Origin of the sequence: Fervidobacterium gondwanense DSM 13020 (assembly GCF_900143265.1) — a bacterium.
Lineage (GTDB): Bacteria > Thermotogota > Thermotogae > Thermotogales > Fervidobacteriaceae > Fervidobacterium > Fervidobacterium gondwanense.
The window spans coordinates 1-23,986 of sequence record NZ_FRDJ01000018.1 but is presented as its reverse complement, the minus strand read 5'-3'; the positions used below and the strand labels follow the sequence as shown (position 1 = coordinate 23,986).

Annotated in this window: 19 protein-coding genes; all 19 read right to left on the bottom strand. The window is 36.9% G+C overall.

What is annotated here, in order from left to right:
* Positions 1–780 precede the first annotated feature (780 nt).
* The gene (locus BUA11_RS09800; RefSeq protein WP_072761069.1) at positions 781–1,167 is read right to left on the bottom strand and encodes a double zinc ribbon domain-containing protein; all 387 of its coding nucleotides are present in this window, start codon (positions 1,165–1,167) and stop codon (positions 781–783) included.
* A 114-nt stretch (positions 1,168–1,281) separates the two neighbouring features.
* A complete protein-coding gene (locus BUA11_RS09795; RefSeq protein ID WP_072761067.1) occupies positions 1,282–1,677 on the bottom strand; it encodes a hypothetical protein in 396 nt (131 codons plus the stop codon).
* A 285-nt stretch (positions 1,678–1,962) separates the two neighbouring features.
* Positions 1,963–2,709, bottom strand: a complete 747-nt coding sequence (gene cmr6, locus BUA11_RS09790) for a type III-B CRISPR module RAMP protein Cmr6 (protein WP_178137770.1) — start codon at positions 2,707–2,709, stop codon at positions 1,963–1,965.
* Positions 2,699–3,058 carry a type III-B CRISPR module-associated protein Cmr5 gene (gene cmr5, locus BUA11_RS09785; protein WP_072761063.1) on the bottom strand — a complete coding sequence of 120 codons (360 nt, stop codon included), beginning with the start codon at positions 3,056–3,058 and terminating at the stop codon, positions 2,699–2,701. The genes cmr6 and cmr5 overlap by 11 nt, the downstream gene beginning before the upstream one ends.
* Complete coding sequence (cmr4, locus tag BUA11_RS09780; protein WP_072761061.1) at positions 3,055–3,915, bottom strand: type III-B CRISPR module RAMP protein Cmr4; 861 nt, start codon at positions 3,913–3,915, stop codon at positions 3,055–3,057. The genes cmr5 and cmr4 overlap by 4 nt, the downstream gene beginning before the upstream one ends.
* 20 nt (positions 3,916–3,935) lie before the next feature.
* Positions 3,936–4,979 (bottom strand): type III-B CRISPR module-associated protein Cmr3, encoded by a 1,044-nt coding sequence (gene cmr3 / locus BUA11_RS09775; RefSeq protein ID WP_072761059.1) that lies wholly within the window; start codon positions 4,977–4,979, stop codon positions 3,936–3,938.
* On the bottom strand, positions 4,979–7,384 hold the full coding sequence (cas10, locus tag BUA11_RS09770) for a type III-B CRISPR-associated protein Cas10/Cmr2 (RefSeq protein WP_072761057.1): 2,406 nt from the start codon (positions 7,382–7,384) through the stop codon (positions 4,979–4,981). Before cas10 ends, cmr3 begins: the two co-directional genes overlap by 1 nt.
* Positions 7,374–8,855 (bottom strand): type III-B CRISPR module RAMP protein Cmr1, encoded by a 1,482-nt coding sequence (gene cmr1 / locus BUA11_RS09765; RefSeq protein ID WP_072761055.1) that lies wholly within the window; start codon positions 8,853–8,855, stop codon positions 7,374–7,376. Before cmr1 ends, cas10 begins: the two co-directional genes overlap by 11 nt.
* A 152-nt stretch (positions 8,856–9,007) precedes the next feature.
* Complete coding sequence (locus tag BUA11_RS09760; protein ID WP_072761053.1) at positions 9,008–10,342, bottom strand: vWA domain-containing protein; 1,335 nt, start codon at positions 10,340–10,342, stop codon at positions 9,008–9,010.
* Between the two features lie 83 nt (positions 10,343–10,425).
* Positions 10,426–11,397 carry an FHA domain-containing protein gene (locus BUA11_RS09755; RefSeq protein WP_072761051.1) on the bottom strand — a complete coding sequence of 324 codons (972 nt, stop codon included), beginning with the start codon at positions 11,395–11,397 and terminating at the stop codon, positions 10,426–10,428.
* Positions 11,381–12,982 carry a PP2C family protein-serine/threonine phosphatase gene (locus BUA11_RS09750; protein ID WP_072761049.1) on the bottom strand — a complete coding sequence of 534 codons (1,602 nt, stop codon included), beginning with the start codon at positions 12,980–12,982 and terminating at the stop codon, positions 11,381–11,383. The genes BUA11_RS09755 and BUA11_RS09750 overlap by 17 nt, the downstream gene beginning before the upstream one ends.
* An 83-nt stretch (positions 12,983–13,065) precedes the next feature.
* Complete coding sequence (locus BUA11_RS09745) at positions 13,066–13,989, bottom strand: hypothetical protein (RefSeq protein WP_072761047.1); 924 nt, start codon at positions 13,987–13,989, stop codon at positions 13,066–13,068.
* A gap of 27 nt (positions 13,990–14,016) precedes the next feature.
* Entirely contained in the window at positions 14,017–15,483 is a 1,467-nt protein-coding gene (locus BUA11_RS09740; RefSeq protein WP_072761045.1) for an FHA domain-containing protein, read from the bottom strand.
* Positions 15,484–15,495: 12 nt separating this feature from the next.
* Positions 15,496–16,557 (bottom strand): protein kinase domain-containing protein, encoded by a 1,062-nt coding sequence (locus tag BUA11_RS09735; protein ID WP_072761042.1) that lies wholly within the window; start codon positions 16,555–16,557, stop codon positions 15,496–15,498.
* Between the two features lie 1,578 nt (positions 16,558–18,135).
* On the bottom strand, positions 18,136–19,152 hold the full coding sequence (gene cas1, locus BUA11_RS09730) for a CRISPR-associated endonuclease Cas1 (RefSeq protein ID WP_072761040.1): 1,017 nt from the start codon (positions 19,150–19,152) through the stop codon (positions 18,136–18,138).
* 23 nt (positions 19,153–19,175) lie between these two features.
* Positions 19,176–21,092, bottom strand: coding sequence for a protein argonaute (gene ago / locus BUA11_RS09725; RefSeq protein WP_072761037.1), 1,917 nt, complete (start codon positions 21,090–21,092; stop codon positions 19,176–19,178).
* Positions 21,093–21,104: 12 nt separating this feature from the next.
* Positions 21,105–21,383, bottom strand: coding sequence for a CRISPR-associated endonuclease Cas2 (gene cas2 / locus BUA11_RS09720; RefSeq protein ID WP_072761035.1), 279 nt, complete (start codon positions 21,381–21,383; stop codon positions 21,105–21,107).
* Between the two features lie 41 nt (positions 21,384–21,424).
* Entirely contained in the window at positions 21,425–23,161 is a 1,737-nt protein-coding gene (locus tag BUA11_RS09715; RefSeq protein WP_072761032.1) for a CRISPR-associated primase-polymerase type A1, read from the bottom strand.
* A 38-nt stretch (positions 23,162–23,199) separates the two neighbouring features.
* Complete coding sequence (locus tag BUA11_RS09710) at positions 23,200–23,682, bottom strand: hypothetical protein (protein WP_072761030.1); 483 nt, start codon at positions 23,680–23,682, stop codon at positions 23,200–23,202.
* Positions 23,683–23,986: the final 304 nt, after the last annotated feature.

Sequence of the window (23,986 nt, the reverse complement as noted above, 5' to 3'; positions counted from 1 at the left end):
CGTGCTGATGAATAAATGATTTGAGTTAGCTTTTCACTTTGAAATATGTTCGTAACAATAGGTAGAGAATTTTTTAGATTATGTCTAATCACAAGCGGAGAAGCAAGAAGAATACGTATGAGAAAGAAGAAAATAAAATCACTTTGTGAAATGAAATACCTAAAATTCAACGGAGAAGCGCATGAATACAAGATTTTTCGACGATGTAGCTTGCAAAAATTATCAACTTGCCAATGACCGGACGTATAGTATTTATGCGGTTATTAGTGAGTATCGTGGTGCGAAATTTGTCTTTTGGTCTCCACGGTTTAGGGCGTTTTCATAAATAAAATATCGTATTCACCTCACATATTATAACATTATATTTTTTCTTTTGCAAATTAGTGCTTGCGCTTTTATATGTCGAATGTTTGTAGACAAATTAGCAAGCATCTCTATTGCTACGAGTTTATTATCTTATTGTCTTTATAAATCATTGAAATTCGCCTGCGTCGGTTCGGTAACAAGCAAATTTTTAGCGAGTTTGAGGGGGTTGTTGGTCTCAAGAGTTGTTTTGCATGGTCGCACTGGACTAGAAAAATAATACCCCCAAGTATGGCAAAAACCAACAACCAACAAGGAGGTGTTTTGCTTAGATTCGAAACTGATTTATCTCTTAACAATGGGGCACAACTATTTACTGACGTTCTGTTAACCACTGAAAACACGATTAGTGCTAATGATTGTATGAAAGTTATTCTTCCTTATTAAGAATTCTTGAATGTGTCAAATTCTTTTCGCCTAATAACCCAGATCATCCAAGATTTGACCTAGTTCTTGAGGAGTTAAGTCATGTAAGTCTTCATAATCAGTATAGTATGATACTATTTCGCGCCAAAAGTCCCAGTCATCATAATCGTCTTTATAATCGTGTTCCGGTGGCGTATAGTCGTTTCCTTTCTTGTAATTGTGGTGTTTGTGAAATCTTACTTGATTATCCTCTCCTATATGATCATTCCAATAAAAATGCCAACCGCAATCAAAACATACTTTTGCACTATCTGGGACATACTTCCCACATCTGGGACAACACTTATTGTAGAAAACCCAGCCGCAATTATCACAAACTTCGACATCATCCCTAAATTCTTCACCACATCTTGGACATTTCTTATATCCTACTGGCATTTTATCACACTCCTATGAAATATTCTCAGCATTATGGTACAATCGCGCAGTTACAGACGATATTTTGAAAAATGAAAGGTGCTTGACCGAGAAATTTGCCTTTACATCTTCTAACTATCTTTCATTAAACAACGTCCCCCTTCTTCCCGTGGTAGAGCCTTTGCTATCTAAGTGGTATATAAAATTCTCAAAACTTTCCGGATCTAACCTCGCATAAAACCCGTTGTTACTACTGAGTTTGTATCCAGGACGTGGGGCATGAATCGTTCCACAATTAGCACAAGCAAAGATTCTCGGAATCTTAGCACTACCTTCTTCGGTCACTATTTCTAAATCGTTTGGAAAAACCGTTTTGACCATATGATTTCCACACTCCGGGCAGAGATAAGATGAAATATAGAAGTTCAAAGTTAAAAATGACCATTCAACGTAAACACTTCCAATGGGTTTCCAAAGAGCAGTGACCTCAACGTACTGAAAATTGGACCTTCTAAAGATTATACTGTTCACTAAAATCCCCCCTCAAAATTTTCTTTAAGAGATACATGATGTTCAAATTGTATTCTATCGCACACACTTAATAAGCAGGAGAGGTTAGTTTCCATATCTTTAACAGAAATATTTCCTGACAAGGATGAAAACAAAATCCCTTGCAAGGGGACATTCGTTACTATCTTCCTCTGAGAGGAAGTCCTTCCTCACGCTATACAATAATTCCTATTGCTTTTTCCTCGTGAAATTCTTTAAGAAACCCTGCTGGATGTTTAAAACATCCAGCAGGGAAGATATTGTTTGTTAGTCTTTAAATCTTCCGTATCCGTAGTTTGTCTTTGCGCCTATCCCGTATAGTTTGAGCATTTTTCCGAATTCCAATTTTATCTTTTCTTTTTCTTCTTTTGTTAACTTACTATCGTTTTCAATTAATATTGTGAAGCGGTAGCTTGTATTCTCAACAGCTATGAATTGTACAGGAACAGGGTTGTACCAGTCGTTTGGTGGATTGTCTGTTTCCATGTAGTATGGTTGAAAGTGGTTGTTTACAATATCGACTGTGTATTTGACAGCAGTATCGGGTATTGCGTCAAGGAATATCAGTGTTCCTCTGATGTTTTCTCCTTTTGTTGTTAGGTCTGTTCCAAATAGCCTTTTGTAGGTTTCTTCGTCAAAGATTTTCTCTGATTGGACATAATTTGCAAATGTACCTTTGATGGATGTCGATGGAATGATTGGAATACCATAGTTTCTCGAAAAAGTCATTCCAACTTCTATTGGTGATGGCAAACCGCTTCCAACAAGGAGTTTTGTTTGAATAGTATAAACTTTGTCCAAAACTTTTGAAAATTTGCTCGAAACCTCATTACGTCTTTGTTTAAGTTGTTCAATAACTTCCTTTTCATTCTGCTGTTTTTGTAATATGTACAAAATATCTGATACAAGTCTGGCTTTGTTTTCTGAGGAGCTCAATACAAGAGATTGTTTATCTTTGTAGACAAGTTTATTCCAGTAAAGTCCTTTATTTGCTATGTTTCGGCTATTTTCCATCTTCTTCACCTCCGAGATATATGTCAGCATATCGTCTTAGCCATTTCACCCCCTCAAGTGCAGCATACTGAATTTTGAAGTATTGTGGGTTTTGAAGTGCTTCTGCGCGTTTAACTTTTTCCGAGAAGTTTTCTTCACCAGTTTGCAGTTTGATAACTCTATCAAGGTGTTTTACGACATCATCATGACCTTTAACTAATAGAAATAAAATTGTTCCGTAAAGTCCGTTTTGAATAATCATGCTTCCGAGTCCTTTGACAGTACTAAGGTATTTTTCTTTCTTTTTTGGGTCATTGCATTTATAAATCTCTTCTACGCAACTGACAACTTCTTGTACAAGTTTCTTCATTGTTCATTCACCACCTTCAGTGCAACTAAGCCTTTTCCAACCGTTTCTTTTCCTCCGATTGTGATAACTGCTCTGTCAATGGCTTTTTGCAATGTTTCAAGAATCTGGTCGTTGGGATTTTTGTTTGAGAATATTGTTTCTCTTGCTACAAAATACATTACCGTGTCTTGCGGTAAATACTCCTCATACCAAAGTGCTCCGCTTTTGACCGTGCCTGTTTGTTTGTCTATCGCTATTCTTGGAATAACTTCTGTCATCATCTGACAAATCGCCGAGAATCTGTTATCATCAACTATTACTATGTCAGTTTCCAGTTTCTTCTTGATGTAATCAACAGTCGCCACATTTCTGGTTATTATTTCGGCAATTTCCTTTACAACATCATCTTGTTTTGTTTTAAACTGAAAGTCTTCTAAGAGTATTTCTCCAGCTTCTTGTAAAACTATCGCTTCGTCTTCTGCTATTTTTAGAGTTTCTAATTTCTTGATAAGTTCTCTTTTGTTTTCTAATTCCTTTAAGAATCTTATTAGTGCTAAAGGAGATGTAACCCATACGAATAGCTTTTCAATATGCCTGACTGGAAATAGCAGGATTTTTGCTTCAGAGAAAGCTACTTTTCCCGGTTTTGTTTCATCACCTTGACTTTTAGTATTGTCACTCCCGAAAATCTCTTCTTCATTATCAAGCTTCAGGTTTGCTCTAAGGGCACCTTTTACTCCTTGAATGATAGGAAATGCTGTGGTTCTTTCTCTTTGAATTGGCAAATCAACAATTCCAACATCCATACCTTTACCTGCATGTAGTTGTGATTCAGCATACATCGTTACAATCAGTTTTCTCGCTACTTGATTTTCCATACCTTTCAACCTCCCTATGTTCAGATTTTCTTAGTTTCATATGGTATGTAAATACATTTTCCAAAACCGAATAGATTGAGCTTACTTTTATTTGATACGGAATCTCTTAATGATGGTTTATGGCTAAGATAGTAAACTGTTCCTGGACTTACCGCATGATGTAACGTTTTTGGTCTTCCGTTCATGTAGTCCCAACCCGATATACCCATTTTCCTTCCACCTGCAACGGTCAGTATCTCTGCGTTTCCAAATTTCAAATCTTTTGGAACAATTCCACCATCGTAAATTGCAGGAGTAATGAGCATTGCCGCAATGTTCTCGAAGTTAGGTTCATCGAATACGGTCGTTTCCAACTCTTCAACAAAGACTCTTGCCCAACGTTGTTTTGCACCAAGGAAAACACCGTCAAGTTTTTCTATCTCGTTTTTTGTTTCTTCACTATCTGTAAGCATGAAAAATCCACCGTTTTTGAATCTGTAAATTGATAGTGCGTAAAGCATACCTTCTTTTGTTTTCTTGTCATCATCAAGAGCTATTCCCAATTTTGTTTCGACAACGTAGTTTTCAGGATTTTCTAATTGAAACTCTTCGTTGTGCTGCAATTTTTCGAGCTCATTGAGTTCTATAAAAGATTTATCCGGAGCATCTACATCTTTTACTTCAGGAATCCAAGGTAGTCCTTTGAAGATATGTTCACCTACTCGTGTTTCATATTCAAGCAATTTCATCACTTTGTACTTTTTACTCTTAACATAGACATTTTTTGGTGCTGGAAAGTAGTGCTTTCTTTTTCCACTTTCTTCTGAGTATATGAACGGACCGAAGAGTTTGATTTTCCCAGGGCTGTTGTCATCTCCCAAAAGTTCTTGATATTTTCCTAAGTCTGGCTTTTTATGATAGCTAAGTTGTATGCCGTATAACTTCATTAAAGCTGTTCTTATAGCACCATAGAACGTTAGTGGAGATGGAAACGTTGATTTTGCGGCACTTCCTGCTCCGAATCTTCTTATTTCTCTAAAAGCTAACCAATCTTCAGGTTCGAAATAAATAGCATATAATTTCATCAGTTATCACCTCGCTTGTCACCGCGTTTTGTCAATCTAACGGTAAGGATTAAATCGAACGGTCTTCTCAATGAAACTTTATCATTTTTCAATAATATTTTGATGTAGTGTTTAAACTTTAGCGCAAGCTCTTTGAAATCTTCTGAATCTTTTTTGACAGCATCAGACCTTCTGAGCAAGTAATCTGCTATCTTTTCTATTATCACATCATTTTTTGAGTTCTTAACAATTGCAATATCATCTTCCGTCAGTTTGTAGAACGTCCTATGAGACATCTTGAGTGCTTCACTGAGTTCGTATATCTCCACAGTTTCTTTAATAACGTCCATTCCATCTATTTCCCATTTTGCTCCAACCTCTTCGATTTGTCCTGACCTTCTAACAACCGCTACGCTGAAAGCATTTCTTCCAAGTCTTTCCTTTGCTCTGTGTTCTTGCTGTCTTGCGAGCTCTATCATTGTCTTTAGTGGTACTTTGTGGTGTGCTATGGATATACCTGCGCTCATTGTTGCTCTGTCTCCCATCATCAACGCTATCGGTTCTCCGTTTTTGTACAGAAGCTCGTGTTCAAATTTGTATGTATCTCCATTAACATTTATCTCAATTCCTCCAATTCCAGAGTACATTTTCCTAATGTCGTTAGCGCATTGCAGTACTTTATCAGCTGGTAGTATAGCTAACACATCGTCTCCGCCTGCATACACAAGCATGCCGTTGTATTTCTCTTCGACAACGTAGCTCACGAGCGATGAGAATATACCGAGCATTCTTGAGATTGCTTTTTGGTAAGATGGTGTGAGCATTCTTTGCCTGTAAATTTCATGTCTCAGTTCTTCACTAATGCCTTGTTCACTTTCAAGGACTTCCTTTAATCTTTCGTGTGCAATCTTTTCGAATTCTGGCGCTTCATCTCCTGAAACTAATTTTCCCATCCTGTCTCCATCAAGCATTAAAACAGCAACATATCCATTTACCATTTTGCCTTCTTTCTTGTTTACTTCATTTTCTGCTGCCATTTCTTGTAAAGATTCGTATCTAATCTTTTCAATAAGTTTGTCTCTTAAGGTGTCCCGCAAGAATCTCTTAGTAGCGTTAAGTGTACCAAGGTAATCTTCTTTGTCTTGGTCTTTAACTTTAACACACGCTCTCACTATACCACCAAAATCATCAGGAATTCTCTGACCATCAATCATTGCATCACTTTCATACATCGGAAAATGGCTTATCGCTTTAATAGCGTTAAGTCTTGCTGTGAGAGTTTTGAAAGTGTGCCTGTAAAAACTGCCTGCGTTGACTTTGTATCCTCCAAGTTTTTCTATTTCTTGGACAAATGCTTCATAGTTCTCTATTTCTCTTATGAAATCTTCATCTTCAAACAGTGTCTCTATAGTTGTTTTAACTTGCTCAACTGTTTTTGGTAGTGGCATAAACGTTGCATTTACTGTCGGGAATATCTCCATTTGCTTCTTGTACTCTTGTTCATTTACTTCCATCGACTCTTTCTTTAAAATCCCCAGAGTTTTGTTAGATAGTTCTTCCCATTTTTCCTTAACTTTCTTGCTACATTCGTCTATAACCTTCTTAGCATCGGATATTGGTACAATTGCAAGGAATACATTTGGAATCGAAGCAACTTTTTCATTTGCAATAGGTTTCGTAAGCAATTTAACTCCGTGGCGTTCAAGCGTTTTGTAAATGAACTGATTGCCTCTGAGATATGGGTAGACGATACTATCAAAACCGTATGTAAGACCTATATACTCGATCGCCTGATAAGTTAGGTAAGAAAGAAGATAACTTCCAGCCCATAGGTCAACAGTTTTTCTTGCTTGAGCAATGACTTCCTGGACAGGTCCAATGGCGAACATAACGAGTGAAGCATCAATTTCGTTGTTAGAATTAACACATGAAGTCAATGCAGAAGCCATATCAAGATGGTCAACAATAGAGTGGTTCGGAATTCTGGTGTCAGCCGGCAACAGTCCTGAATATTCTAAAATGTATGCAAGTTCCCACCAAAGTGCATGGTATATTTTTTCGTATGAATCGTTTTCATCTTTTAGAGCTTTTAGTTTTCTCTTGATTTCATTTATTAATGATGGCAAGTTTTCTTTCTTCTTAGTGTAAAGTTCCTTGGTCTGTGGTATGACTTTCCCACTGATTGGATGATAAAATCCGGGCAAGTTGTCTATGGAAATTCTAATCTGCTTACCATATCTTTCATGTGGCAATGGAATTCTGTCAAACGCACTTGAGACAATATCTTCCTCGCCTCTTAGCATTTCAACACCAACCAAATCACAAAACTCTTTCGAAAGATTCTCGTGTCCTTTTATATCGAATGCCTTAATTAAAGGATCGTGCAGCAAAACGGATAATTTATCCTTCCAAATCTTATTTTCCATTCACATCACCTCTCTCGTTTTTTAAGTTTTTCTTAAGTAAGCTTTCAACATTGTTCCAGTTAATATTTATATGTCCGTTGACTTTCGAATTGTCCGATTTTAAAGTGTATCTTATCGTACTGTCAGCTTGTTCTACGAACTCATCTGATAGATGGCTTTTCAGAATCAAACAGTAAGCAGCATATTCTTGCCCTGTTTTAACAAATATTATCCTTAGCGGGGATGTCTTTCTGCCATTTTCCGTTTTGTCGCTGAGTTTGACAATTGAATAAAACGTGACTTTATCAACAGAACCCTTGACTTTCAGCCTACTATATTGAATTGGCAAACCAAGAAATGCGGACCTTACTTCAACATCAACTGAGTCTTTACCGTTAAGCCCTTTTATAATTTCCTCAACTGAATCTTTTGATATAAAATTGTTTTCTGGTGATACGTTCTTGTTCTCGCGGTTTTGTACAACTTCCTGATAGTACCTCAATCTTCTTTTCAATGCCCTGTACCAGCCGAGTTTTTCTGGATCCTGCGAAGCACGGTAAAGGTTTCTTATAAGATTAAGTGGGTCTCTATCTGGTTTGACTTCTTCTTTATCAAAAACTATATAAGCATTGTTGGTGAAGTTAGGAAATTCCAAAAGAGTAATATTTTGCTCATCTTTAACCGATTTTTCGAAACCTAAGAACTTAGAAACATTTTTTGCATCCAGAAGTTTGACAGTTTGAATTCTCACTTCTTTAAGTACTTTATCAATTTTTTCTTGGAGGGGTTCATTAGGATCTAAGACCTTTTCAAACTTTATACCCAACGCTTTATCGTTTTCATCAAAAACATCGACTATCTCAAATTGCCCAAATCCTTTTGTTGTCTTGGCTCCAAAGCCACCGACCAAACTTGTCAATTTCAACAGTGCGAAGATTACATCAAATACTTCCTGACTTTCTGCGGTGATATAAATTTCAAACTTGCTACCAGCTCTAAGCCATTTTGCAGAACGCTCAACTTTATCATCAGGAATTTTTACGGTCCCGTATACACTGTATGCAAGGCTATAATCAGTTCTCGTCCTTTTACTTCTATTGTCGTAATACTCTACAATGTTTATGATTGGTTCTAAATCTCTTTCTTCAAACTCAACCCACATTCCGAAAGGAGCTCTTTTGTTCTGGCTTCCAAATATTTGTTCCTCAAGAAATTTCAATCCTTTGTATTTTTCGTTTTCAAATCTCTTGCGCAGTTCTTCTATCTGCTTTTCTAACTTCTTCTTAGCTTCTGGGTCCATTCCTGTTGTATCTTTTGGAAAGCTAAGCTCGTAGATATTTATAACCCTCGGAGCAACTGCCCTAAACCAATAGTGCAGAACACCCTTTATCGACTGTCCTGTCAAACCAAAATCGTACGTTTTTCCTTCTTTGTTCGGACCTTTTGAGATAATAGGAGTTACTGCCTTACATACAACTTTGCGATATATCATATAATCACTCCTTTCAATGATTTGTTCTATTTTAGCATTAAAAAGTAACTTTTTCTTTACAAAAAAAAGAAAATAACGCCCCGATGTGACATGGGGCGCGAAGAACAGAAGAAGAGAAATGTTTGAAAATATATTAATGGAAGCATATTAACCTATCCAAAAATCTCGTCTACGTTCACTTCCTGGTTGCTCCCAACTGCTTGATTGTTGATTCTTGTAGTCTGGTTTGAAGCTACTATCAGGTATTTTTGTGATATTTTACCGGTCCTTATAAGCTCTTCTAACATATTTTCGTACATCTCCTTTAAATTGTAATCACCGATTTCGTCCGCTTTCTTAATTATTTCATTTATCAAATCTTTTGCAGTTTTTCCATCACCTACTTTCAGCTTTTCATTCATTAACATATCAAGTTTATTTATCTGGCATTTAATGTAGCTCTCGTAAACTGATGCGTATTCTGAATATGTCTTTTCTATGTCTCCTGTTAGCTCAACTATCAAGTCCTTCTTATCGCTTATGCGTTCTCCTGTTGCTGTTAATTCATATTCCAGAGTTACTTCTCCAGCTTTGAAAGGTCCTTGATACTCTGTGACTGGTTTTGGTATTGCTACTTCGAATAGATACTCGTACACTTTTCCTAACTCAACATCGCCAAGGTCTACTTCGAGCAATCTGTCTTTGCCAAGTTCAAGTTTTCCCATGTACGTTGTTTCAGGAAGTGCTCTGTAGAAATCTTTAACCCTTACTCTTTCTGAGAACTTGAATTTAGCGGTAACGTTCTTAACTATTGTATTCTTAGCGGACTGGAATACTTCTTCAAATATTTTAACAGCATCATCGCGTGATTTCATGTGGTAAGTTGTTCCTCTTGTCTTCTGAGCAAGCTTTTCGATGTAGACGTAGTTAAAATCATTTCCGACACCAAGTGCGTTTATTGTAATCTTCTTTTCTGCAATGTCTGATGCTTCTCTTAATCCGTCCTCTTCTGTGTCTTCGGTTGGTAACCCGTCTGTCAAGAATATGATTCTTTTGATTGTACCTTTTCCTAAATGGAGTATCTCTTTTCCTCTTCTAAGACCGAGTGTAATATTAGTTGCACCCGAATAGTTTCTTGCCGTATCGATCAACCTCTCGTACTCATCTCTCCTGATGTTCGTTCCCTTGTCTAAAATCGTATGTACTTTGTCGCTGTAGAAGACTATACTTATCGTATCACTTGGACCTATGAAGTCATAAACTTTCTTTGCTGCCTGTATTGCTGCGTCGATTTTCTTTTGGGTGCTGCCAGATGTGAATGGTTCTTGCATGGAACCTGACACATCTAATACGATACAGAAATCAACACTTTTTGTGCCCGCATCACTTGAAGTGAATTTTTCCGATGGCTTGAATTGAACTTGCAGTATGTTTTCGACATCGTCCCTAACCTTAGAATATATGTACGGCTTGTGAAACCTCGATTCAAATACTAACTTCTTTTCCATAATTTAACACCTCCTAATTTTAGTGTTATTTGTTCCGTTTATACATATGACATTTAAACATGAATCTTTCAAAAAGCTTTTATTTATGAATTTCTAACCAACACACCGATTTTGTTACCAAGTATTATTCTGTCGCCGTCGTAGAGCGGTATAGGTAAATCCTTTGGAATAACTTTTCCGTTAACTCTTACTGGCGATTTGTCGCTGACATTCACAAGATAATATTTACCTTCGTACTTGACTATCTTTACGTGTTTTCGACTTGTAGTTTTTTCCTGGTCAAAATCTTTAAGGCTTATATCTGTCTCAAATTTCTCCAACCCACGTCCGATTATTATTTCATCAAGGCTGAACGTTCTTTCGATAAGCACTTTCTTATTCTTGTAAATTGATATATCAATTGAATCCTTTATTTGCTCACCGAAATTGACATTACCTATTGGAACATTCGTCGAACTACTTAAGGCATCATCTTGTGTTTCGTGTTGAACTCCAGATTCCTCTATCATGTTTTGGAGCTTCGCACCATTGATTTGTGCCGTATTCTGCAATTCATTATCATCTTGTATCGAGAAATCATCCGGAAAAGGATTAAAATCTTCATTAAACTCAACAACATCCTTAAGAGAAAAGCCTGGTACCTTTACGGATGCAAAAACTATCGTCTCTTCCTCAACTTCTTCATCTAATGGTTCTAATGATTCCTCTACAAGTTCCGGGACGAATTCCGAATCAATTTCTTTTTCAGTCTCAATTTCTTCAATCTCACTCTCGAATTCCTCATCAAATTCTGGGATAGAGTTTAGTTGTTCAAGTACATCGTTATCTTCATTATCAGTAGCCATTGTTGAAATATCGGTTCGCTCTTGTTCTTGCTGAGCGTGTGACGTATCTTGACTATCATCCAGCTTGTCATAAAGATCAAGTTGCTCATACATAAAGTCATTAGCCTCGTCTTTTTGTTCGTTATCGATATCAACGATAGGACCACCGCAATCGCAGAAATCTAAAGTTAAATCCGTGTACTCTTTACCACAATTAAGACACTTTCTCATTTTTATCACCCTCCTCTTCGGATTCTATTTTCGTAAACTCAGGTTTTATAACGCACAAAGTTATGTTATCACCCGCTTGTTTGTTAAGTTCGTCCAGAACGTCCTCAACCGTTTCTTTCAGCATATTTGTCTTGTTGTATTTATCAATGAATAGTGAATGGAAGTACTTTTCCTTATCGTTCTCCGTATTTCCGAGTGAGAAGTCTATTACACCATCTGACATGACCATAATGAACTCATCAGGCATCAACGTGCTGTGCAAGAATTCGCAACTTGGTTTCACCGGCTTAATTTCATTGTTTTGAATCGTTGCCATTCCTAAAGCTTGTGTAAGGCTATTTAACATAGGGTCACTTTCATCGAATCTCTGCCCACTTAGTAATTTCTCTAATCTCAAATTGTGTTCTATGTTTACCTTTTTTGCTGATTGTTCGTTTAGCACGTAGCAGGGTGAATCTCCAACAGAGCACATGTAAAACTCATTTTTCACCATTAGTACACCTGTAAACGTAGTTGCCATCATAACTGAGGTATCAGTTATTTCAATTTCCATTTTCTCAGCTTGGTTAAGTGCTTCAGCCACTATGTTTTTGTTAGCTTCGTTGACGAATTCTTCGAAAAACTTCTTTACTTCCTTTTCTGTAACTTTGCCGTTTTCCTCGTATTTGGCTTCGAACTCTTCATATTTACGCTTGAGAATCTCTGCTGCGAGGCGGGATGCTATGTTTCCGTTTCCGACTGCAGAACTGGATATACCGTCAAACACCGCGACAATTGCCATTTCTCCACTTTTTTTTTCGAAATATGCATCTTGATTAACCGAAGAAGTTTCCTTAAAATCATCCTCAGGCTTTAACTTTCCTTTGCCTATCTTAGAATATGAAGCTAATCTGTAGCCGCGAAAATTGGAACCATCAAAGCCTTCGGCTCTTTTTTTTGTAAGCTGTATTGCTTCCTTGTACTTTTCCGAACACTCTGCGAATGTATACTTATTGTTGTAGGATTTATTAAACCAGTGGTTCAAGTCAAACTTACCTTGCATAAGAAGAGTATTCCTTACGTATTCAGCCCTATTTCTAAAATCGATCTCGTTTTCTGAGAACCGCATTAAGAATAATCTTGAAAATAGATCTGCTAAGAGCCTGGAGTTCTTGCTTTCTAACGACATGTTTGACGGAGAAATGAATATTGGTAAATCCAAATTTGTCTCGGCTCGCTTGCCTTCCACAAAAAGTGGATAATAAAGATAGAGTAAAGGTTCAAGGTCATCGTCGAGGAATATAGAATTCGGAGCTAAGCAGTAGAATTTGAACAAATCCTTTTCCACGTTACTGAGAAGTTCAAGAACCTTTCCAAACAGCTCAAAGAACACTTCATCGGAAATCGTCTTGTCTTTTGCTAAATCGACGAGACTTCTTTGATTACATTCTTTGATAAAGTACGCATAACCATCCTTGATAACTATCGGTAGCCGGACTCTGTTGTTCTCAACATCATTAGGTATCAAATCAAGACGATAGTTGGACTTAACTTCAAACCTCAGCACTGTCACCTCTTCGGGAATACTAATACCTATACCTGCCATAATATCACTCCTTTCGTACATATTATGATGTACTTTCCCATCCACGATTACATTTGACATTTACTTGTGTATCGTTCAATTTCTCAATGTTTAGGAGCTATTTTTATAATTTTGTCGGTTATTCCTGACATAGTTTTCAATTGTGGATAGAGTAACAAACGGATTGTTTCTCTTACGATATCTACGTACTGCTTTGGAACGGAATAATCTACTTTTTTCAGCAGTTCTTTAACATCCTCTGCATCTTCCAAATCCTTTGTGGTTAGACCTGTGAGTACATAAAATAAAAGCTCGCCAATTTGGCGAGCAAACAGTTTTGTTACATTGATAGTAGCGTTCTTATTCATTTGATAATTGAAGATTATACTTCCTGAAATCCCTTCGCGATATAACGGGCCATATTTTTCAACTTCAAGAATTGCCTTATCTGTTACGTATTGACCTTCTGTCCCCACTATCGAACGAAAACTTGTTATTCGAACAGTATCATCTACTTGCAAGATTAAGTGCTCTGGGAAAAAGCCTATATGTGCTAAGTTATATTCCATAAAGTGTTCCTGGATTTTGACCAATTTCTTGAGAATTCTAGATAACCTTTGCAAATTGATATAATCTTTCCAATTCGTGCCTTCGTATCCATTCAAGCCATTCGTCTCAACACAATCAATAAGACTTCTTCCATTAATGTATTCAGTAACAACCATCGGTAATTTGAATCCGCTTGAGGTCAACACATCAAAGCAATCTATAACCTCTGGTAATTCCACCATCTTCACTTCATTTGAAATCCGAATACTTCTTTCGATAACCCTTCTTTTGTAGAAAATCTCTTCTTCTGATGAAACTATCGGAACCATTCCAATGAAATTAACATTGTCAATTCTCTTATTTTTGAGTAAGAAAAACTTATAACTCCTTGCAGCTTTATTTATTCTGACTAAATGCTGATTTCCTGAATTTCCAGAGACCAGTTCCCAACTTTTTGTATCAAGGAGTTTCAATTTCATGTATACCACCACTCTTTCCGGATGACTTTATACCATTTCGACGATTTCAATGCCGAATTTTCCTTCTATCACCAACCTTATAACCCCATTTACCTTGACTCTTTCATCTGTCTTCAATAAACCTTGTACTCTGTTATTTCCGTTACCTGCTATATACACCACAGTGTTGTGCGAAGTGTTTACTACATAATATCCATCAACATCTCTTTCAATTCTCAAGGCCTTTCTCGAAACAATTTTGTCTGGATCATGCTTTGACAAATCAACATCAACCGAATTAAGAAGATTAGCTCTACCAATTATGACTTCATCATATCCAAACATTTTTTCTATAACCAATGCCTTATTGATATACACCCTTACAGTTAAAGTTTTCTTTTCAGCATTTTGCTTAGTTTCAAAAAGATTTTCAAACAAATCATCCGAAATATATTCTCTTTGCATCATCTCATCTCCCTTCCATTCAGAATTCCCAATATTGCTTACAAGAGATGGTTCAAACAACTCGTGGAGATTGTCATAAAAAACATTACGAAGTGAATCAAAATCCGAGACATCTAAAGCTTTTAAAATCTCCTCACTTGTCAGTGACAAAATTAAATCCTTAAATCTCTCAGCTGCATTTCTACCAATATCAAAATCAGCTTTCATAATTAGTTCTTCACTGAGTTCTTTACCATTGTATCGAAAACTTGTAAGCGTGTTGAAAATCAGAACTCCGAGCTGGTAAGCGAATACTTCGATAGCTCCAACTTCGACATCCTCACCTTCTAAGTATCTCCTCAGCTTTGCTGGAGTATGAACAGGAATGACTAACGAACCATATCTCTCATCTCTAATTGCAGGGTCATCGATTACACCATTCTTGTGACGTACGATGTATCTTTCGCCAAAGAATTTTATTGCATAGTCAACACCAAGAGAAAAATGAAAAGGACAAATGCCAACGTGGATAAGTCCCCTTCTGAAAAGATACTCTTGGAAATCGAAAATCTGTTTCACAACTCTATCAAGGAACTTTTTATAAGCGACCTTTGTATTCTTAGCAGCATACCATTCGACATCTGAAATTTCGTCTTTGGTATTAGAAGGTTCACCACCTTCGTACATATACCCCCTTTTGAAATAGTCATAGAAATTTACTGTTGAAAATTTACCTTTAAAGAACTCCTTTACCATCCTCACTTTGACGGAATGTTCTTTTCTCTTAACATAAAAATCAACAATCTCAGGAAGGAACGTCGTGTGCAGATAATTATTGATACTAATAATACGTTTGAAAATAGCAATTTGGTCTGCAATTTGATTCTCATTCGGCTCTTTAAGGGTTCTTGACAGTACAATATACGGTATCCCCTTCATCTTTTCAGTTTCACGCAGTGTTATGCTAAAATACCCTGAAGATTTATGCATAGGTTCTACAGAATTAGCAAGAGAATTCCTATCTTTAAGATTGATTTTAATCCACGTATCTTTGCTGACAATTTCAATCATTTTCAACCCCCCTCATTGATTTGTTAAGATATTCTTCAAGATCGTATAAACCATGTCAGTCATATCATCAAACCCAATGCGTTTGTCAGGATCTGGTTCGGTAGTCCTCCTAACGAACTCTTCAATTAATTTGTTATTATGCTTACTCAGTAATGAATAATCAAACTTCAAAGTCTGATTTGGCAATATATTATCCGTCGTAATTTGAACCTTGGTAAGTAATCGGTAAACTACAACGCCAATTGTGTAAACATCAACCTTTTCGTCTACCATCCGATTTGCAAGTGAATCAATCTCAGGTGCCTTATATCCTGGCGTGTATACCCTTCCAAGATTGTAAGTTTTGTTATCCTTTTTTATAACTCCAACGCCACCGAAATCTATCAAAGTGAAGTTCCACGATGGGGTAACGATAATATTATCAAGCTTCAAATCTTGATATATTATCTTTGCAATGCTTTCATGTCTTTTGCCGATTCTGTACAACTTTCTAAAAATCTTACATATTGTCTTAACTAAACTAAAAACAGTTTTCCTCCACTCTGGAGAAGTTAACTTCTGAGTAGTGATTTGCGAATTCAAAACATTTTCAAGAGTATCTCCTTCGATATACTGGAGAACTATATACGGCTCTTTGTAAGCTTCTTCTTCAAGATCTTTGTATGGTTTGGCATAGAAATCACCTTCGGGCCACTTCAAGCTTGGATTGTAACCTTCTATATAGTCTCTTAAGACAGGCGTATTTGGAATATTGATATCCCTTATGAGCTCAAGCACCCTTCTCTCAGCCTTGATATCGTTTCTTGCCTGGACCAAGAACTGCTTGTTGTCCAAATTATTTCTTCGAATTTTTCCAAAGTAATTTCTTGCCTTAATCAGAACTCTTCTTTTAAAAACATGATGGTCCACAGCGTTCAGAATCAATCCGAAACCGGTGTTTGCACTGAGAATTCCTGTAACCTCGTATCTCTGCCCATCGATGTAATGAGGTAGAAGGTACTTCTTTCCATTCTTTTCAATCAAAATCTCGTTTTCGCCTAACACTACTATATTCTGACCTCTGTAATTTGACATAAAATCACCTCCATAATTACGAAACTTAAATTCACATTCCGTTTTTACATTTGACATTTATACTAAAAAAACAAAAAAGGCGAATAATTATGCGCCTTTAAATTCAGTACAATCACAAACTACTTCTTAGGAATCGAAGGAAACCCAAGAAACCTATCCACGAAACTTGGTTCCTTAGAACTCTTTTTCTTTCCATGTATACACATTCCAATCCCTCCATGATAATGTAGATGCGCAAAGCACAAAAAAGAAAGCTCCGCAAAAACGGAGCTTTTCCAACACCTACACTAAATCAAAAAACCCACAGAAAAAGCTTCCCTAAAGACACTAACTCAAACTTATCACATAAATAAATACTCAACGAATCATCTTGACAATCTATTAACCACATACCACTGCACAGATTTATAAGTGCTTTACATGTCTTCCAATTATACAAATGACATTTCACACAAAACATGACCACAACTATAATATCTTCTTTTATTGAATTGGAATTTGCAAAGATAGGGATATCGCAAACGAAAGAATCAAGGCAGGCAATTCCAGGAAAAAAACGGAAACATTACACAGAAAGCAAAAAATATGCAGAAACCACATATAAAAAAGAAAGCTCGGCACACTGCCGAGCTTTTCTTAACTTTATCCAGCTCTTATAGAGAGAAAAACTTTTCCTGTGTTCTCCACTTTTGTCGGAATCGACATTTCCGTACTGACCTTTCCATCTCTTTCAGAGAGGAGTGCCTTTCACCGGGAGAAACTTAAAGATTACTATATTTCAAATTTAATCGACCTTTCCATCTCTTTCAGAGAGGAGTGCCTTTCCTGGTCTTCAAGACAGACCCTTACGCCCTACCACCACTAAGCGCGACCTTTCCATCTCTTTCAGAGAGGAGTGCCTTTCACCTCTCAACCGGAAGGATAATGTTCAACCCGTTAGGAGGAGACCTTTCCATCTCTTTCAGAGAGGAGTGCCTTTCACCTTGCCTTCCAGAATAGGCATAAATAGATGGAGTTTGGAATGCGATTTTCTCTACCCCCAAAGTTAGGCTATCTAAATTTTATTTTAACTTGGCTAGCAGTTGCAAATTTTCTTGAATCCATGCCAATTCCCTACCTATTTTTGCACTTGTTCCTTAATACGTGCTGATGACTAAATGATTTGAGTTAGTTTTTCACTTTGAAATATTATCGTAACAATAGGTAGAGAATTTTTTAGATTATGTCTAATCACAAGCCGAGAAGCAAGAAGAATACATATGAGAAAGAAGAAAATAAAATCACTTTGTGAAATGAAATACCTAAAATTCAACGGAGAAGCGCATGAATAGAAGGGGTTTTGAAGATTTTAATTCAAGCAAGTATTAAGATGTCAATGACCGAAAATATAGTATTTATGAGAATTTATGTATTATTGAAGGTGGTGCATTTTTGATAAAGTCTCCACGTGTCGGGCGTTTGTAAAAGAGTTTTTGTTGATATTTTTTTCATGTCAAATTTTATCCTGTTGGGTAGTGTATGAAGTATCAAGGGAGAATGCGCCAGTCTTGTGACCGGCGCGTCAGGATGAAAAGCGGTCTAAGATAGCGGGTCGAGATTTTTGAGGTAGTATGGTATGTAGTGTTTCTCTTCGCCGAGGACTACACGTGAGTAGTGTCTTGCTTGTTTTTCAAATATCGTTCTTATATAATTTGTCTCATCATCAAGATGGTATGGCAGCTTTTGACGTATGTGTTCTTCAAATAGTGCAATGAATTTTTTCATTCCCTCTTTGCTAAAGTAACATATATCATTTTCTTTGTACTCGAAGTCAGATTTCGTGAATATTCTAAGGTTTGATGCGTTTATTACAAAGTTGTCGACGATAATTGCCCTGTATTCTTCGATTAAGTCAAAGAGCAGGGCATGTTTTGAGACGTCCAACGTATGGAGATTGCCAAAGTATGGATCCAGCCCTACTGCGTTCATTGCTAAGAGCATCTCAACATATAGAAAGTGGTAGCCCATCGAAAGCATGGCGTTGATTTCATCTTTTGGTGGATGCGCTGTTCTTCCGTTGAATTGTAATTCGTCATTCTTTATACATTTCTTCACTCCTAAAAAGTAGTATTTCGCCGCTATTCCCTCGTAGCCCCTCACCTGATCAACATTTTTTGCACTTTTCACTTTGTTCATTATCGCCTGTATTGCCGCTTTTTCTTCGCCGAGTAATCCTTTTGGAAGTTTTTTAGCTTTTTGGTTGAGGAGATTGTAACTGTTTTTCAATTTTCCCAATACTATAGCCTTTGCAATGTCTGTTTTGAATTTCTCATCTTGTGCACGTGCATATTGAGCAAGTCTCAACAACACGTTTCTGTATTCATCAGTGTAGAGTTTCCCTCTGTATCTTCCGTGTTTTGTCATGAAGATAACTTCTATTTTGTTGTCAAGGCAGTAGTTTGTCATCGCAGTAGTCAAGGTTATGTTACCCAATATCATTATCCTTTCAATTTTCTTTAGTGGAAATTCTTCTATTTCCCTTTGCCCTTTTTGAATTACAAGTCTTCCTTCTTTCTTATGCAAGACTGCACCTTGTTCTGTCAAATAAAGAGTCATTTATACCACCTCTTATTATTGGCTTATATAAAATAAGGTACGTAGAATCTCCATTCTCCCCCAACTTTCGATATCTTGTCGTTTATGTACAGCGGATACGGTAGTTTCAAAGTCATGTATGGTGAAGGATGGTGCAGGAGCGTTGATAGGTACGTTTGTTTTGCTATATCGTTGTTCTTCAGCTTTGTTGCGTTTTTAACAATTTTAATTTCCACACTTTTTTGCGATTGGTACGTTTTCGGAAAGTAGATGTAGTTCGTCTCGTTGAGTTTGATTATTTTATCTTGTAGGTTGTAGTGGCTGTTGTACATTGAGTTTTTCTTGATTTCGACAAGTGCATATTCTTCTATCCTTGCTTTAAGTGTCTCTTCTATCTCTGATATCTCTTCAAGGAACATACCATCTCTGAAGATTATTATCCTTTTTGGTTCTCTGTTGTACTTGATTTTGTATGTCTCTATTGTCTTGATTATCTCTGACTCTATGAACCTTTCATCTGCCTTCTCTGTGAGCTTCGCGTTTTTCCTAACCGCTACTCTCAAGACTTTGCCAAGAAAGTCAACAGATGAGAATATTATATCCGATGAGTCTTGCATTGCACTGTGTGCAATATCTATACCAACAAATACGGTTCCAGGTTCAATTTTTAGGTAGTACATGATATTCCTTTCGTTTGTGAAATTCACAATCTTGTAGGCAAAGCTGTTGATTGTGTAGGCTTTTGATTCGAGAATCGTCTTCTCAAGCACAGGCATTAGTATAAAGTTTCTTGGAAAGTTACGTATGATTGGGACTATGTTTCCGTAGAACTTTTCGAGGAATATAATAGCAACGACTTTCTCGTTTGTTTTGAATGGCATGCTTGGAGTGAACGTGCTTTCGTCGTACGTGAAAAAATAGCTCCCATTTGCCGGATTCTTGAGAAATGACAGTTTCTTTATTCCAAGATTCTTGAATGCTTTTGTAAATATTCCGTTGGGATGGAATAGTGTTGTTAGGGTTTGCTTGAGTTTCATATATTGTTCTTTCGACTTAAAGAAAAATGCAATTTTTATACTCCCCTCTGTCTTTATCGGGTGGAGCTTGAAAATATCGTTTAGTCTGTCAGAAGTACCATCTTTAAGTTGTATCTCATAAAAATTCTGTATAATGTTTTCATTTGCCATTTGTGTTTGGGAAGATATCTCAATGGCGTCTTTCAAGAATTGCAAAGTAGAAAGCTTCTTCAACTGCTCGGGAAGTACTTCTTTTTGAATCTTTATAATCTCTTGCAAAAAACCGTATTTTTCAGCATCTGTAGACGTGTACGAATAATAGTACGCGGGTAAGTCTTTCACCGAAACTATATTCTCATTCACAAATATCTTCAATTGGTTCTTGTCTGCTTCGATGACTCTAAATGATTTCCCTGTTTTGAAATTGAAAGCCAAGACAGATTGAAGATTTGACTCAACTGTCGGTTTTGCCGAGAGGAATTTGAGTTTTGGAGCAACAAGCAAGTACCATTTTTCATCCAGTTTCAGCGTTCGGATTAGGTACATTAGATAATAGCTTACCTCACCGTTTGCAATACTGCCTACTGGGCGTGGGTTGACAAATATATTCTTCGAATAAACTTTTAGATATCCGTTATCCTGGAATAGTTTCCCTATATACGCATCAAAGACTTTTGTAAACAACCTATCATCATTCTCGATTATTTCCTTCTTATCAATCTCATATTTTGAGGCTTCTAACGGAAGAATCTGCACCTGGACTAATGGTGTATCAACCCAAACAAGGTCATTCGAATAACTGAAATGGATGTTGTTTACCCTTGAAAGGTTCGATGCAAAGATTTCTGGTTGAGTTGTTTGATTGAAGTAATACGTTCTTTTAACTACTGGTGGAAGTTTTATTTTGAAAATATTTAACGGAATTCCGTATGATTCATATCCCATTTCGTCACCTCCTCACACAATATATATGTCCTTGTCGTAGAAACTACCTTTATCCGTTCCGATAGTTAAGATCTTCTCTCTGAATTCCTTTGGAATTGCATATATTCGTATTGTGTCTTCAGATTTCTTTATCTTCTTTTTCAAACCCTTTATCATGCTCGACAACTGCTGTTCATTTAGCTCCGTTTCGAAAACGGAATACTGCACTCTGACGCCATAACTCTCAAGGTACTTTGCCACATGCCTTCGCCTCTTATCATCGACTATGTCATAGCTCACGACATAGAACATTCACATCACCTCGCTTAAATTCTTTCTGTACTTTACGCGTTTCAAATAAACTCTATTCTTATTTCTCCTCTATCATCTACAACAATCCTTCCGTCTTCAAATTCAATAACTTTGGAATCACTTAGCTTTTGTTTCAGCAACTCTTTTAGCTTTCTCATCTCGACTTCAATGTGTACCTTTTCGTGGGCTTTGACAATGAGCCTTTCCGCAATTTCTTCAGGTTCCAACCTTTCTAAGTACTGAGATTCGCTAAACACGTAATTAAGAGGTGTATTAAAAACCTGTTTAAATCGGCAAACACATTTGCTCAGATCTAATGGGATATTCAAACTCGTTGCCAATGCCTTTATCTCTTCGCATGTTGCTGGGATGTTCCCAACCTCGTCAAACAGATTTCTCACCTTTTCCTCGCTGTAATCTATTGTTTTCTCAAGAACTTTTTTTGCAACACCATAGCCATTTGGAAGGTGCTTCAATAAACTTACAAGAATCTTTTCTTCTTCAGCAGATATGTGGGCAAGTGTTTCGATTTTTCTCATAATCTGGTCAACTACGAAGCAGGAACTCTCAAGGAGTGTTAGTTCTGCACTGTTCCTTGATGAGTGAATCTCGTTTCTAAGAATCTTCTTGAAAACTTTGGATGACGAAATAGTGCTCTTTTGAAAAGTACTCGTTTCTTGCGAGATAGTAATTACCTGGTTGCTTTCTTTCTTAACCTTTGAACTTACTTTTTTTGTTTTAATACTTTCAATTTCGCTATCTTGGATATCGTAATCTGTGTCGACGTATTCTCTGAAGAGTGATTCAAGAAGATACGATGAATTTGGCGAAATATTCAACAAGAAGTCTAACTGATTTGAAATTGGCGATAGTTTTTCATCTAAAAATACACATCTTTTCTTCGTTTTCGCATGGACACCGAACGGAACTTTTATCAAATTGCCAAGTCCACCGTTGAGTTTATCTTGCTTAGGAAATATCTCTACCTTAACTGATTCTGGGACTTGCAATTTTTCCAAGATCTTTGCAAGTACAACCCTAACCTTAAATGCAGCAACCGGAATATCAAAGAAAATCCACAAGTGATAACCCTTTCGACCACTGAATTCGATATATGCATTCAAATTATCAGAACGCAAGAGGTAATACAACATCTTAGCGGTCTCTTTACAATGAAACTCACTCGACAAATCGTTCTCAAAATCTTTTCTTACGTCCACGTCATACGCAGCAAATTTTACGGTATCATCACTTCTCAAAACGTACACGCCTAAAGTTTTGCGACCTGCGAAGTGCTCAAGAACATCTGAAGAATTCATAGGTCGCCTAACGGGATAGTATCCTTCTGGGGTTTGAACAGCGAAAACATCCTCGCGTCCTGAAAATAGCGACATGAATTTATCAACATACGATTTTTTTGGATGACTAATTTCTCTCTCTTGCTCAAGCTCTCTGACCTTTTCCTTATTTCCAACCTTCTTGTACAGCACTATTGCCTTTTCGGTATAACCAATGTTTTCGTAAACCGTAGCGAGCATCGAGACAAGCTCTTTTGTGTAAACTTTCTTGTTTAAAACTATTTTCTCAAGAACTTCTTTTGCCTCACTGTATTCCTCAAACTCGACAAGCAGCTTTGCAAACCTGATTAAAGAACCATCTTCCACGGTCAAATAGTCCCTGAGCTCCTTGTATACCTCTAAAGCCTTGTTAAATTCAAATTTCTTCTCATATGAAACTGCCAAGTTCAGCTTTTCCTTTACATCTTTCGGGAAACTCATCGAAACACCTCCTTTCGTCATGTTCCATCATACTCAGGTCATATAAACAAGCTTAGCTTTACATTAACAAAATCTCCGAGTTCTATCTTTTTTAGCTCAAGACCATAGTACTTTTGGTAATACATATTAACTAAATAAAGTGCCGAATCCAAAATTACCCTACTAAGCCCATCTAATATTGCAGGCTCAACATTTGCTACCTTTTCTCCGTCAGCTTCGAAAACACAAACCACTTTATTGCTTCTCAAATCCCAAACACGGATCGAGAGCTTTGTACTCTTCCCGCTAATATCGAAACTCCTCAAACTAACAAAACAACCATATTCAGGACACACATTACATAAGCTTTTACTCACAACAGAAACAACGACCGGCGTCGCAATGTGCTCTACGACTTTTGAATCTTCAAAAACAAACAACTCGCCATATTTACCGAAAAACACATTAAATTTCAAGCAAAAATGCATATCCGAGCAACTAACATATAACTTCTCAGTGAAAACTTTTTTTCCCTTTTTCACATCAAACACCTCCCTTTGTGCAATCATAAACTACCACGAGTCTTCCATATTTACACTTGACATTTATATAGCTTAAAAGTGACATTATAAACAAAAAGCCTTGGTCAGACGACCAAGGCTTCTATTCAGTTCTATATGTACTTAAATTGATTATCGTTCATATTTCTGCTGCAAACATAAATAAAGACAAACTCATACTTTCTAATCCCTTTCAAAGAGAACAGCCTTTCCTACTTCTTCGGCCAGGAGTTAAAAGTAATTAACAAATTTTTCCATCTCTTTCAGAGAGAGGTTCCTTCCTGAC